At 66.5% G+C, this 13539-nt stretch carries 9 protein-coding genes and 1 pseudogene; 6 read left to right on the top strand and 4 right to left on the bottom strand.

The genetic code is table 11. The features are described from left to right. Positions 1-65 precede the first annotated feature (65 nt). Together AC07NF_RS00350 and AC07NF_RS00345 are read left to right on the top strand one after the other, a co-directional pair. Positions 66-2363: an acyl-CoA dehydrogenase gene (locus AC07NF_RS00350; protein WP_494632626.1), complete on the top strand. Its 2298-nt coding sequence runs from the start codon at positions 66-68 to the stop codon at positions 2361-2363. A gap of 80 nt (positions 2364-2443) precedes the next feature. Then, a complete protein-coding gene (locus AC07NF_RS00345; protein WP_494632628.1) occupies positions 2444-3391 on the top strand; it encodes a UDP-glucuronic acid decarboxylase family protein in 948 nt (315 codons plus the stop codon). Here the strand turns inward: AC07NF_RS00345 and AC07NF_RS00340 are convergent. Then, positions 3388-4452 (bottom strand): sterol desaturase family protein, encoded by a 1065-nt coding sequence (locus tag AC07NF_RS00340; RefSeq protein WP_494632632.1) that lies wholly within the window; start codon positions 4450-4452, stop codon positions 3388-3390. The two genes, AC07NF_RS00345 and AC07NF_RS00340, sit on opposite strands and share 4 nt — an antisense overlap. A 175-nt stretch (positions 4453-4627) precedes the next feature. Here AC07NF_RS00340 and AC07NF_RS00335 point away from each other — a divergent pair, with 175 nt between their 5' ends. Continuing rightward, on the top strand, positions 4628-6853 hold the full coding sequence (locus AC07NF_RS00335) for a TonB-dependent receptor domain-containing protein (RefSeq protein ID WP_494632633.1): 2226 nt from the start codon (positions 4628-4630) through the stop codon (positions 6851-6853). Positions 6854-6859: 6 nt separating this feature from the next. On the opposite strand, the gene AC07NF_RS00330 is transcribed toward AC07NF_RS00335, so the two are convergent. Together AC07NF_RS00330 and AC07NF_RS00325 are read right to left on the bottom strand one after the other, a co-directional pair. Continuing rightward, positions 6860-7957 carry a pectinesterase family protein gene (locus tag AC07NF_RS00330; RefSeq protein ID WP_494632637.1) on the bottom strand — a complete coding sequence of 366 codons (1098 nt, stop codon included), beginning with the start codon at positions 7955-7957 and terminating at the stop codon, positions 6860-6862. 73 nt (positions 7958-8030) lie between these two features. Continuing rightward, positions 8031-10979 carry a TonB-dependent receptor gene (locus tag AC07NF_RS00325; RefSeq protein WP_494632640.1) on the bottom strand — a complete coding sequence of 983 codons (2949 nt, stop codon included), beginning with the start codon at positions 10977-10979 and terminating at the stop codon, positions 8031-8033. A 251-nt stretch (positions 10980-11230) separates the two neighbouring features. Between AC07NF_RS00325 and AC07NF_RS00320 the strand changes: the two are divergent. Then, positions 11231-11494 (top strand): annotated as a pseudogene (locus AC07NF_RS00320) (DUF6894 family protein); the annotation flags it as partial. Positions 11495-11503: 9 nt separating this feature from the next. Here AC07NF_RS00320 and AC07NF_RS00315 read toward each other — a convergent pair. Beyond that, entirely contained in the window at positions 11504-12025 is a 522-nt protein-coding gene (locus AC07NF_RS00315; RefSeq protein WP_494632642.1) for a MarR family winged helix-turn-helix transcriptional regulator, read from the bottom strand. Between the two features lie 581 nt (positions 12026-12606). Here AC07NF_RS00315 and AC07NF_RS00310 point away from each other — a divergent pair. Continuing rightward, positions 12607-13227: a lytic transglycosylase domain-containing protein gene (locus tag AC07NF_RS00310; RefSeq protein WP_494632644.1), complete on the top strand. Its 621-nt coding sequence runs from the start codon at positions 12607-12609 to the stop codon at positions 13225-13227. Continuing rightward, on the top strand, positions 13227-13535 hold the full coding sequence (locus AC07NF_RS00305; protein ID WP_492811714.1) for a TrbC/VirB2 family protein: 309 nt from the start codon (positions 13227-13229) through the stop codon (positions 13533-13535). The genes AC07NF_RS00310 and AC07NF_RS00305 overlap by 1 nt, the downstream gene beginning before the upstream one ends. Positions 13536-13539 lie beyond the last annotated feature (4 nt).

Raw genomic sequence — 13539 nt, 5'->3', positions numbered from 1 at the left:
CCGTTATTGTCGGAGCCCCGACGCTCCAACAGCGTTTCCACCTCGCGTAACAACGAGGTGGCGTCATGACGAGCTCTTCCTTCCGCCGGGACACGATCACCCGGCCGATCTTCCAATGGGCTAAGGGCGTTCTGCCCGCCCTGTCGGAAACCGAGCGTGACGCCATCGAAGCCGGCGACACCTGGTGGGACGCGGCGCTGTTCACCGGCGATCCAGACTGGAACGAACTGCTCGCCTTCCCCAAGCCCGAGCTGAGCCCAGACGAAAAGGCCTTCATGGAAGGTCCGGTCGAGACCCTGTGCGCCATGCTCGACGACTGGCGCATGACCTGGGAGACGCGCGACCTGCCGCCCGAGGCCTGGGACTTCCTCAAGCGCGAGAAGTTCTTCGGCATGATCATCCCGAAGGAGCACGGGGGTCTCGGCTTCTCGCACCTGGGCCACGCCGAGATCGTCCGCAAGATCGCCACCCGCTCGACCTCGGCGGCGGTGACGGCGATGGTTCCCAACTCCCTGGGCCCGGGCGAGCTGATCCTGCGCTTTGGCACCGAGGAGCAGCAGGAATACTGGCTGCCGCGCCTGGCCGACGGCCGCGAAATACCCGCCTTCGGCCTGACCAGCCCCGAGGCCGGCTCGGACGCCGGCGCCATGACCGACGAGGGCGTGGTTTGTCGCGGCCTGTGGAAGGGCGATACCGTCCTGGGTGTCCGTCTGAACTGGCACAAGCGTTACATCACGCTCGGCCCCGTCTGCACGGTGCTGGGCCTGGCCTTCAAGCTGCGTGACCCCGACGGCCTGCTGGGCGGCGAGGAGGACATCGGCATCACCTGCGCCCTGGTCCCAACCGACACGGCCGGGGTCAGCATCGGCCGCCGCCACCTGCCGGCCTTCCAGACCTTCCAGAACGGGCCCAACTGGGGTGAGGACGTCTTCATCCCGCTGGACCTGATCATCGGCGGCGCCGAGCGCGCGGGCCAGGGCTGGAAGATGCTGATGACCGCCCTGGCGGCCGGGCGCGGCATCTCGCTGCCGGCCATGTCCGGCGCGGCGGCGGCCTACAGCGCCCTGACCACGGGCGCCTATGCCCGCGTGCGCCAACAGTTCGGCATCGCCATCGGCAAGTTCGAGGGCGTGCAGGAGCGCCTGGCCCGCATCGCCGGCAATGCCTACCTGGTCGACGGCGCGCGGCGGCTGACCTGCGCCGGGCTGGACATGGGCAAGCATCCGTCGGTGATCTCGGCCCTGCTGAAGTCGGGCGCCACCGAGCGAATGCGGATCGTCGTCAACGACGCCATGGACGTCCACGGCGGCAAGGCCATCATGGAAGGCCCGCGCAACTACATGGGCAGCCAGTACCGCGCCGTGCCGGTCGGCATCACGGTCGAGGGCGCCAACATCCTGACCCGCAGCCTGATGGTCTTCGGCCAGGGCGCGATCCGAGCGCATCCCTACATGCTGCGCGAGATCCTGGCCCTGGGCGAAACGGATGAGGCCAAGGGCCTGGCCGCGTTCGACGAGGCCTTCTGGCAGCACGTGGCCCACGCCATCCGCAACGGCATCAAGGCCACGGCCCGCGCCTGGACCGACGGCGCCCTGGCGCCCGCGCCGGACGCTGGCCGCGCCCGCCGCTTCTATCGCCAGCTGGGTCGCTACAGCGCCGCCTTCGCCCTGACCTCGGACATCGCCCTGCTGACCCTGGGCGGCGAGCTGAAGCGCAAGGAGATGCTGTCGGCGCGCTTGGGGGATATCCTGTCGGAGATGTACTTCCTCTCCGGCTCCTTGAAGCGTTGGGAGGACGAAGGCCGACAGGACGACGACTTCCCGCTGCTGCAGTGGAGCGCCGACACGGCCTTCGCCACGATCGAGCAGCGCTTCGACGAGATCTTCGCCAACCTGCCCAATCGCCTGGCGGCCTGGCTGCTGCGGGCGGCGGTGCTGCCGTTCGGGGCGCGACGCCGGGGACCGTCCGACCGGATCACCCGCGCCTGCGCCGACCTGATCCTGCACCCCTCCTCCACCCGTGACCGCCTGGTCCAGGGCGTCTATGTCGGCGGCGAGGACGAGGCGATCGGCCAGCTGATCGACGCCTTCGAGCGCGTGGTGGCCACCCAGCCGATCCACGACCGCCTGAAGGACCAGGGCGTGCGCGCCTGGAAGGACGGCCTGGACAAGGGCCTGCTGACGCCGGACGAGACCGCCGCCCTGGCCGCCGCCGACCTGGCGGTGTCCAAGGTCATCGCCGTGGACGACTTCGCGCCAGAGGAGTTGGCCGGCCCGTCGACCGGACCGTCGCCTGTGGCTCCGTCTAAGCGCCGACGCACCGCCGTCATCGCCGAGCCGACAATCGGTCGCGCCCCCGCCTAGAAACACGACCTTGGAGCAAGGCTCGGCGTCGCGGTACAAACACAGTTCGACGCTGAGTCCCGAGGGGTCTGTTTCAGTCCATGCATACGCAGAGAATTCTCGTCACGGGCGGCGCGGGCTTCGTCGGCTCGCATCTTTGCGACCGGCTGCTGGAGACCGGCGCGGAAGTGCTGTGTGTCGACAACTATTACACCGGCTCGCGCCTGAACGTGGCGCAGAACCTGTCCAATCCGCGCTTCGAGCTGCTGCGTCACGACGTGACCATGCCGCTGTATGTCGAGGTCGACCAGATCTACAATCTGGCCTGCCCGGCCAGCCCCGTGCACTACCAGTTCGATCCCGTGCAGACGACCAAGACCAGCGTCCACGGCGCCATCAACATGCTGGGCCTGGCCAAGCGGGTGAAGGCCAAGATCCTGCAGGCCTCGACGTCAGAAGTGTACGGCGACCCGACCATCCACCCGCAGGTCGAAACCTACTGGGGCAACGTCAATCCGATCGGCATCCGCTCGTGCTACGACGAGGGCAAGCGCTGCGCCGAGACCCTGTTCTTCGACTATTGGCGCCAGCACAAGCTGCGCATCAAGGTGGCGCGGATCTTCAACACCTACGGCCCGCGCATGCATCCGAACGACGGGCGCGTGGTGTCGAACTTCATCGTCCAGGCGCTGAAGGGCGAGGACATCACCCTGTATGGCGACGGCAACCAGACGCGCTCGTTCTGCTATGTCGACGACCTGGTCGACGGCCTGATGCGCCTGATGAACACCGGCGACGACGTGACCGGCCCGATCAATCTGGGCAATCCGGTCGAGTTCACGATGAAGCAGCTGGCGGACCTGGTGCTGGAGCTGACCGGCAGCAAGTCGGGCCTGGTCCACCGCCCCCTGCCCTCGGACGATCCGCGCCAGCGCCAGCCTGACATCACCCTGGCCAAGCAGCACCTGGACTGGACGCCGACCGCGCCGCTCAAGGTCGGGCTGATGCGGACGATCGAGTATTTCGACGGGCTGCTGAAGGCCGCCTAGCGCTTCTTGAAGAGGTCCGACTCCGGGCCGTCGCTGCGGCCGCCGAACCAGCCCATCCAGAAGTGGGCGTAGTCGCGCAGCATGTCGCGCGGAATAAAGAAGCCGTGCTGGTAGGGCGTGTCGACGCCGATCACCAGCTTCGGGTCGGGCCTATCCTCGTACCAGGTGCCAAACAGCCGGTCCCAGATCGGCATGATGCCGAAGTGGCCGGTCGGGTGGGTCATGTCCAGCTTGTGGTGCGCCCGATGGTGGTTGGGCGACTGGATCAGCCAGCGCCCCACCCAGCCCCAGTTCGCATCGATCTTGCCGTGGATGATCAGGCCGATGCCCACGACCAGCACGTTGACATAGATCATCACCTCGCCCGGCGCGCCCAGGATGGCCAGCGGCAGGTTGACCAGGAAGATGGCCGTGAAGGTCGCCGGATGCTGACGCACCGAGGTCACCACGCCGAAGTCCTCGGCCGAGTGGTGATAGCGATGCAGCGGCCAGAAGAACTTCGTGTGGTCCGTCCGGTGGGTCCAGTAGTCGAAGAAGGTGTAGATCGCGAAGTACAGCGGCAGCTGCAGCGCGAACGGCAGCGGCGGCGGGCCCAGGTTCACGCCGGTCGAGGCCGCGATGGCGTCATGGATCCACGCGCCCGAGATCATCGAGACGCCCAGCATCAGCACCCGGCCGACGAGATCCAGCACATGGCCTTGGCCCAGGATGAAGACGGCCAGGTCGGTGTTCAGTGAGGCCGTGCGGGCGAAGAGCAGCTGGTGCAGCGAGCTCTCGCGCCAGCCGACCACGGCGGCCTCGACGCCCAACGCCGTTGGCAGCAGCAGGAACACCAGGAAGATGTTGTTCAGGTGCGCGTGGGCCGAGTCCGTGTGCAGGGTCTTGCCCAGAAAGGTCAGGGTCAGCTCGGCCGGGATCAGTTGCAGCGACAGCCACCAGGCCGCGCCCGCAGCGGCGGCGTACAGCACGAAGCCGGCGATCAGGGCCGCGCGGCCCAGGCCGTTCGACGCTGGCGGCTCGACGCCGATCTCGGCGGCAGGATGTAGCGCTGCGGGTTTCAAGACGTCCGCTCCCCAGGAAATCCAGGGCATTCATGCGCCAGGCGCCGTTAAAACTTGGTGTGGCGGAGCAACTGGAGGTCGCGACATGACAAACGTCACCCCGAAGGCGTGATCCCAGACACTGCAACGCTTCGAGTCGATCGGTCAGTGTCCTCGCCAACAGAGGAGACTTTCCATGACCTTCCCGACCCGCCGCGCCGCTCTGCTGGCCGCCACGGGCCTGGCCGCGCTCAGCACCGCCGCCGCCGCCCAGACCCCGACGACGACGCCTGCTCCGGCCAAGAAGGAGCAATCGACCCAGGTGCAGGGCGTGACCATCACCGCGCCCGGCGCGCAGGACATGAAGACCTCGATCGACCGCCGCAGCTACAGCCTGGGCAAGGACATTCAGGCCACGACCGGCTCGGTCGCCGACGTGCTGCGCAACGTCCCCTCGGTGCAGGTCGACGTGCAGGGCAATGTCAGCCTGCGCGGCGACGCCAATGTCACCATCATGATCGACGGCAAGCCGTCGGGCATGTTCCGGGGCGAGAACCGCGGCCAGATCCTGCAGCAGATTCCCGCCAGCCAGTTCGAGCGGGTCGAGGTGATGACCAACCCGTCGGCCGCCTTCAGCCCCGAGGGCACGGCTGGCATCATCAACCTGATCACCAAGCAGCAGCGCGGCGTCGGCACGACCGGCTCGGTCCGCGCCAATGTCGGCACCGGCGGCCGCAAGAACGCCAGCGTCACCCTGGCCCGCAACACCAAGAACCTGACCCTGTCGGCCGACGCCGGCTGGCGTCGCGACAAGGCCAAGGGCGAGATCGTCGACGACCGCGAGCGCTTCGACGCCCTCAGCGGCAAGTATGCGACCAGCCACCAGCAGATCAACTTCGCCAGCCGGGGCAACGCGTACAACGCCCGCGCCGGCGTCGACTACGACCTGGACAAGCAGACCCGCCTCAGCGCCGAGGCCCGCTACAACGACGTGACCTACGACACCGACGCCGGCTCGTTCTACGACGGCAAGGACGTCAACGGCGCGCCCAACGCTCGCTTCCAGCGCCGCGCCGACGGCCAGATGAAGCGCTCGGTGGCCGGCCTGTCAGGCGACCTGCGCCGCAAGCTGTCGCATCCGGACGAGGAGTTCACGCTGAACGCCAGCCTGGAGCGCACCCGCGACCGCCAGACCACCCTGGCCGACGCCTTCAACCAGCTGCCCGTGGTCTCGAACTATGTCGAACGCGTGCGCGTCGGCGACGAGCTGGTCCAGGGCCGCGTAAAGGCCGATTACAAGCGCACCCTGGCCGGCGGCGCCAAGCTGAACGTCGGCTACGAGCTGCAGGTCGACGACAACGACTACGACAACTACGGCGCTCGCGGCCCCAACACCGGCGCGCTGGTGGTCGATCCGGCCCTGACCAACCAGTTCGAGTACGACCAGACCGTCCACGCGGCCTACGTCACCTACAGCCGCGTGTTCGGCGACCTGACGGTGATGCCCGGTCTGCGCGTCGAGGAGGTCACGATCGACACCAATCAGGTCACCTCGAACCTGAAGGACAGCTACGACTACCTGCGCGCCTATCCCTCGCTGCACGTGCAGTACAAGGTCGACGACACGCGCCAGGTCAACGCCAGCTACAGCCGCCGCATCCAGCGCCCGTCGGCCACCGACCTGAACCCCTACCGGATCTACCAGGACCCCTACAGCTACCGTCAGGGCGACCCGCGCCTCAAACCCCAGACGACGGACTCGTTCGAGGTCGCCTACCAGCTGCGCAAGGGCTTCAACTACTACCTAGGCACCCTATACTGGCGCGAGGCCCGCGACGGGGTAACGGACGTGGTCCGCGACCTGGGCGGCGGCGTGCTGCTGACCACCAAGGCCAACCTGGCCAAGAGCCGCAGCGGCGGTCTGGAGCTGGTCGCCAACGCCCGGCTGTCGCCCAAGCTCTCCTATACGATCAGCGGCAACGCGGCCTGGAACGAGATCGGCGCCACGGACCTGGGCTTCGCCGACAAGCGTTCGGCCTGGACGGTCTCGGGCTATGCGGCGCTAAACGTCCAGGCCACACCCAAGGACTTCATCCAGATCAGCGGCTTCGCCATCGGCAAGCGCCTGACGCCGCAAGGCTACCGCGAACCGACGGGGATGGTGAACCTGGGCTATCGCCACAAGTTCAACGACCGCATCTCAGGCGTGGTGACGGTGCAGGACGCCCTGAACACCTTCGGCGACAAGCTGGTGATCAACACCGCCGCCCTGAAGGACCGCCGGACCATGGACCTGGACCTGCGGGCCGTGTTCATCGGCATCACCTACGGCTTCGGCGGCAAGGGCGTGCCCAATCCCCGCCGCGCCCGCGAGCCAGCCTTCGACTTCGGCGCGCCGGGCGGTGGCGTAAGCCCGATGTAGCGACCGCTACGGTCTCCAGCCGCTCAGCAGGTTGGAGACCGTGTAGGCCTTGGCCTGGCTCGCGGTCAGCTGGCGACGCCGCTGGGACGGCTTGCCGGCCCCGGGTCCCTTGCTGGCGTATTCGAACAGGCGGGCGTCCTCGGGCTGGTACATGGCCCGGCGTCCGCCTTTCAGATTGTAGTGCATCGGGTACCAGGCCTCAGGGACGATGTGGTCGTCCATCCAGCACCGGATGAAGGCCGTGTGGCCCACCGCGTCCGGATTGCCGTAGCGGCCGTCCGGGAAGGTCATGGTGTGCCGCCAAGGACGACCCAGGGCCATCGTATGCCTGGGCATGTCGGCGTCGCGCGTCAGGCGGCAATCCAGGAACACCAAGCCATAGGGCTGGCGCCGGTCGGTGTCGGGCGCGGCGATGAAGCCGTGGAAGTCCTTGCCTGGCCGCGTGCGCGAACGGATCTCGCAGCGGTCGAACACCGCCACGCCCCGGCCGTAGATGAAGTCGACGCAGCCGCTGATGAAGCAGTTGCGGAACAGGCTGCGGCCGGCGTCGGTGAACAGGGTGTCCTGCCAGCCGGTCAGGGCCACGTCCTCGAAATAGGCGCGGTCGCTGCCCTCGCCCAGCTTCAGCGCCGTGGCCTGGGCCCCGCTGGCGCCGGTGCGGTCGTAGTCGACCTCGGGCGGCATGTTGTGAGGATAGTCGAAGTCGTTGGCGATCGTCAGGCGCTCGGCGCGGAAGCCCGGCGCAGTGACCACCATGGTGGCGATCTCTTTCGATCCGGCCGAACGGCGGCCGGCATAGTCGTCATAGACGATGGTGGTGGCCTTCTGGCCCTCGCCGATCAGGCAGATGTTGGGCTTGGTCACCGTCACCTTCTCGCGCCAGGTTCCGGCGGTGACGAGAATGCGGAACGGGCGGTCGCCGGAGGCCGGTGCGGCGTCCAGCGCTTCGGCCAGGGTGCGATAGGTCTTGGCGCCGCCACGGGCCTTGCCATCGGTCGAGACGACGGCGTCGAAGGTCGCGCGGGGGGCGGCAAGCACGGGCGCTGCGGCGAATGCCGCCGCGCCGGTCAGCAGCAGCGACCGGCGATCAAGGCAGATGGACATCGGGAAACCCTCGGAAAGCAAAACGGCGCGGCCCCCAGATTTGGCGGAGGGGGGGCCGCGCCGCGCATGAGGCTTAGAAGGTGTAGCGGAAGCCGGCGAAGAACTCGCGGCCCGTCTCGTGGTAGAACGACACCAGCTGGCTGCTGTCGTAGTACTGGTCCTGCTTTTCGTTGGTCAGGTTGACCGCCTCGAGCGTGAAGGCCAGGTGCTTGTTCCAGGTGTAGGTCAGCGAGGCGTCGAAGTTCAGCGTCGCGTTGGTGCCTTCCACGTCCGAACCGTTACGGCCCGGGATCTGGGTCAGGTACTTGGAACGATAGGCCGCCGAGACGCGGCTGCTGATCTTCTTGTTCTCGAAGTAGAGCGTGGCGTTGTAGCTGTTCTTCGACAGGTTGGTCAGCGGGCCAACGGCCGCCACGGCCCCGGTCGAGGACAGGTACGTCACGTTCGACGTCACGTGGGTGTAGTTGGCCAGGACACCGAATTTATCGAACGGCGCCGGCAGGAAGGTGAAGGGCTGCTGGTAGTTGATCTCGAAGCCCTTCAGCGGACCGCCAGGCGTGTTGACCGAGGTGCTGAACTGCCAGACCGGCAGGTTCGGCGCGCAGCCCGGCGTGGTGCCGCAGGCGGCGACCGCCGCGCTATCGGGCAGACCGAAGGGGTTCTTGTCGAAGGTCGACAGGGCCGAGGTGTAGCTCTGAACGAAGGTCGAGATGTCCTTGTAGAAGTAGGCGAAGGACAGCAGCGCGCCCGGCTGGAAGTACCACTCGACCGCGGCGTCGACGGTCTTGGCGCGGTACGGATCCAGGAACGGATTGCCCGAGGTCACCGACTTGGTCGAACCCGTGCCGATGTTCACGCCGGGCGTCAGCGAACCCAGGTTCGGACGCGACATGACCTTGGCGGCGCCGAAGCGCAGCAGCAGGCTCTCGGTCGGCTCGACGACCACGTTCAGGGCCGGCAGCACGTCGGTGTAAGACCGCGTGGCGGTCGTGGCCGAGATCGTCTGGTAGTTCACGCCGCTGACGGTCGAGGGCACCACGCCGTAGCCGAGGGCTTTCTGGCGGGTGTTGACGTAACGCACGCCGACGTCACCACGCACCGGCACGCCGCCGACGTCGAAGTTGAAGTCGCCCTGGACGTAGCCGGTCGTGTCCCACTCGTCGATCGAGTAGTTGCTGCCCAGGCTGGGCTCGCGACCCAGGTTGTAGATGCCGCAGCCCGCGGTGAAGCACGAGTTGCCGAACGGGCTGGTCCAGACGGTGCCCGGCGTCGTCGTGACGGTCTTGCCGTAGTTCACATCGTCCATGTGCAGGGCCGCGATGGCCTTCTGCAGGTCGGGCGTGACCCACGAGGTCACGTTGCCGGCCGGGATGCTCAGGCTCGAGAAGTCGATCGTCTGGGCGTAGGACGAGCGCGCGACGTTCTTCAGATCGTTCGAGCTGATCGGGTTGATGTTCGACGTCGTGCCGTTCGAGCGGGCGAAGGCCGTGCTGTCGGTGTTGTAGGCCTTGTAGGCCAGGCCGCCCTTCAGCTTGAAGGCGTCGCTCCAGTCATATTGCAGGTCGAACTGGGCGGTCTTGTAGCTGTTGTCGACATAGCCCTGGACCATGCGGATTTCGGCCAGGGTCCAAGCGTCGGCGTTCACGGTGTCGCCGGTGCCGTACTTGATCACCGGATAGGTGTCGCCGCCGCTGTAGTCGAAGCTGTAGCCCTGGACGTTGTACTGGTCCCACTGGACCGTGTTCTGGACCGGGTTGGAGAAGGTCGACTTCGAGAAGCCGAGCACGCCTTTGGCCTTGAACTTGTCGGTGAACTGATGCTCGCCCGACAGGGTGAACTGGCGGAACTCGGTCTCCAGCTCGTCGTAGCGCTGCTCGGTCTTCAGGTCGACATTGTTCCAGACGCCCTTGGTCATGACCGGGAAGCCCGAACGCGGGTTGGTCACCGTGTAGTCGACCACGTCGACTTGGTTGATGCCGCACGAGGCCGGCGAGGTCGCCGTACAGGCGCCGGCCGTCTGGGGCGTGAAGGTCTCGAGGAAGTCCTCGTTACGCTTGCCCTTGAAGTCGGCGTACAGCACGTCGAACGAGACCGTGGTCTTGTCGTCCGGCGCCCACTGCAGCGCGCCGGTCATGCCCAGGCGGTCCTGCCGGTTGCGGTACCAGTCGAAGCGCGGGATGCGCGGGTGGACCGCGCCATTGGCTTCGGCGCAGGCGGCGGCGTTGGTGGCGCAGGTCGCGCCCTTCACGCTGCGGAAGCCCGGAGCGGTGGCCGTGCCGGTCTGCCAGCGCACCGTGCTGGTGCCTTCGTCCAGCAGGTCGCGCTGGGAATAGGCGACCGAGAACAGAGCCCCGATCGTGTCGTCGCGCCAGGTGTTCGAGATCAGGGCCGCCACGCGGGGCGAGGCTTTCTCGGCCTGGTCGTTGTAGCCCATCTTGCCCGAGACGGCGAAGTTGAAGCCGCGTTTGTCGAACGGATGGGCGGTGTTCAGGTCGACGGTCGCGCCCAGCGAGCCCTCTTCCGTCTCGGCCGAGGCGGTCTTCTGCACCGTGATGCGGTTGAAGAGGTCCGAGGCGAAGACGTTGAAGTCGAACGAACGGCTGCGGTTGGTGCCGCCCGAGGCGTCGGTGCCGCCCGAGGTGGTGAGCGCTTCCATGCCGTTGATGCGCACGCGGGTGAATTGGGCGCCCAGGCCCCGCACCGAGATCTGGCGGCCTTCGCCGGCGTCGCGCGAGATGGCGACACCAGGGATGCGCTGGATGGATTCCGAGAGGTTCAGGTCCGGGAACTTGGCCATGTCCTCGGCGTAGATCGCGTCCACGGCCGCGGCCGACTGGCGTTTGACGTTCAGGGCCTGCGCCAGGCTGTTGCGGAAGCCCGTGACGACGACGGCTTCGACGGTGTCGTCAGCGGCGGCCGCGGGCGGCGCGGCTTGCTGAGCGTTGGCGGCGCCGGCGGCCAGGACCGAAGCTAGAGCGGCGGCCCCGCAAAGCAGACGGGCGCGCAGATGTGATGCTGCCATTTCCTTAGTCCCTCCCAGAACGGTGTTCTTATGACACCGGTATCAATTGCCCACATGCTGCGATCGACTTCCATTTTTTGCAAGCCACTGTTCGTGAGGCTTAGTGACGCGGGCGGCGGCAAAAGCCGCTGTCAGCAAGGGCTGAGCAGCAGAAATCGAAAAAAAGCGAAACAAAACGAGGGCCAAGCCTAGGTGTCACCGCTAGGCCACAGCAGAAGCGAGACTCGCTTTTTCAACCCCTCCTTGTCCGAATGCGGCGCCTTTTTGTCGGAGGCGCGTTCATCGACTCGACGCATTCAGCGTCGCCGCAGGGTGTGATGCGCAGGTTTCGGTTCGAGATCGTCTCGCCTGAACACTTCCCGGATCCAGAAGGCGCGCTGTTGCGCAATCTGGACGAGGCAAAACGCGAGGCTTGGCGCTTGGGCGCGGCCCTGATCCGCGACTATCCGGAAGCCTTCGCCAAGCCAGGTCCCTGGCAGATGGTCATCCTCGACGACGCTGGCCACGTGCTGGCCGAGGTCGACCTAGGACCGCAGGCGCGATCGCCTCTTCGTCTCGCCAATACGCAGCCCCCGCCGCTCCAGTCGGGGAAGCGTCTTGGGTCCTGGACCTTCAGCGGCGGCCAGCTTTATCTGAGCCAGCGACCGGGCAAGAAGAACGGATAAGGCATCCAGGTCGTGACGCGAAAAGCCGGCGAACACGCTCTCATGGGTCGGCGTCAAGGTTATCAGCACTGCTTCCGCCAGCGCTCTCCCCGTCTCAGATAAGTCCACGACAACCAGCCGGCGATCCTCCGCCGGCGTCTTGCGTTCGACATATCCGGCCGTGACCAGGCCATCGATCGTGCGTGTCAGGGTCGTTCGGTCCGCGCCGATCACGGCCGCCAAGGCGGTCATCGACGAGAGGCCCTCCTTGTAGAGGGCGTCCAGCACCAGCCATTGGCCAAAGACGAGGCCGTGCTCGCTCAACTGGTCGCCCACGAACAGGCGGCGCGCCTGTTCGGTCTGGAAGAGCAATCGGTGCAGGTCGTCGATAGCGAGCGGCAAAAGTCAGTTCCGGCGTTGTAGACAAGCTTTCAACGCAAAAACCGGGCTTTCAGATGACAGCGTTCCGCAACATTCTTTAACCAAGTTGCATAAGCGCCATAGGCGGGCCGTTCGCAGCCGCCTTGCCCATCGCTTGAAGCCGTTCTCGATCAGCCGTTGAGGGCGCTCAGCCCCACCACCGCGATCACCAGCCATCCGGCGAGCAGGCTGCCGGCGAAGTTCCGGATCAGCCATTCGCGAGTCTTGTTCAACGCCAACATGCAACGCCCCTGAACGCACTTGAGACTCAACTTGGCGAGTGATTCTATCCACAGGCAAGCATTCTGAGGCCTTCCTCCCAATCTTACCCAACGCAGTTATGTATTCAGGTCAACATCACATCGAATTAACCATCAATTAAGAATTTAGATAAGTCCGACATCCGACTTAACGTCGAGCTTGAGCATAAATTCTTCTTATTCATCAGCAATTTTGACGATGACAGCAAAAATAGATGCGCTGTCCTGCCGCATTACACTGAAACGGCGCGCCCGATACCAATTAACTACGTTGATTTGAACCCACGGACCTGAGGGGGCGTAGTGACGTTTGATATCGCCCGCCAGGCCCTGTTGCCGGCGATCGCCGCGGCGCTCTGCCTGCTGGCCGGCCCGGTGGCCGCCCAGGTGCTGGAGATCGGCTCTGACGGCGCCATCACGCGCTTCGACGGCCCGTCCGTGTTCACGCAAGACGGCGTCCAGACTCTGACGCCCGCCCCTGCCCCGCTGGCCGCCGCCACGCCGGACGTCGAGGCCGTGCGCGCCGAGATCTCGACCACGGCTGCCGCCTACGCCCTGGATCCCAAGCTGGTCGAGGCCGTGGCCTGGCGCGAGAGCCGCTTCCGGCCCAGCGCCCTATCGAACAAGGGCGCCATCGGCGTCATGCAGCTGATGCCCGGCACCGCCCGCGACCTGGGCGTCGATCCGCACGATCCGGCTCAGAACATCCGCGGCGGCACGATGTACCTGCGCCGCATGCTCTCGGAGTTCGGCGGCGACGTCCGCCTGGCCTTGGCCGCCTACAACGCCGGCCCTGGCGCCGTCCGCAAGCACGGCGGCGTACCGCCCTATGCCGAAACCCAAGCCTACGTGACCTCGATCCTCGGCCGCATGGCCGCGACCGGAGCCACCTTCGCCGTTCCCGCCCTCGGAGCTCCCCAGTGATGCGTAAGTCCTTCCTGGCCCTCGCGGCCTCCCTTTCCGCTGCCGCCAGCCAAGCCCACGCCCAGGCAGTCCAGGCCGATCCGCAGGGCTCCAGCGCCCTGCTGGCCGGCGTGACCTGGCTGCAAGGCACGCTGATGGGCAATGTCGCCACCGCCGTGGCCGTCATGGCCGTAGCCGCCGTCGGCTTCATGATGCTGACCGGCCGCCTGAACTGGCGCTATGGCGCCACCGTGATCCTGGGCTGCTTCATCCTGTTCGGGGCCACCACGATCGTCAGCGGCATCCGCGCCGCCTCGGGCGCGGCCTAAGGCT

The sequence above is a fragment of the Caulobacter sp. GW821-FHT10A06 genome, from assembly GCF_059415805.1.
Note: the sequence above shows the minus strand (reverse complement) of the source record. Positions and strands in the feature narration are given on the sequence as shown.

Coding starts and splice junctions, on each gene's coding strand:
- AC07NF_RS00330 (WP_494632637.1), bottom strand. CDS start 7,957: ATGTCCATCTGCCTTGATCGCCGGTCGCTGCTGCTGACCGGCGCGGCG.
- AC07NF_RS00350 (WP_494632626.1), top strand. CDS start 66: ATGACGAGCTCTTCCTTCCGCCGGGACACGATCACCCGGCCGATCTTC.
- AC07NF_RS00305 (WP_492811714.1), top strand. CDS start 13,227: ATGCGTAAGTCCTTCCTGGCCCTCGCGGCCTCCCTTTCCGCTGCCGCC.
- AC07NF_RS00335 (WP_494632633.1), top strand. CDS start 4,628: ATGACCTTCCCGACCCGCCGCGCCGCTCTGCTGGCCGCCACGGGCCTG.
- AC07NF_RS00345 (WP_494632628.1), top strand. CDS start 2,444: ATGCATACGCAGAGAATTCTCGTCACGGGCGGCGCGGGCTTCGTCGGC.
- AC07NF_RS00325 (WP_494632640.1), bottom strand. CDS start 10,979: ATGGCAGCATCACATCTGCGCGCCCGTCTGCTTTGCGGGGCCGCCGCT.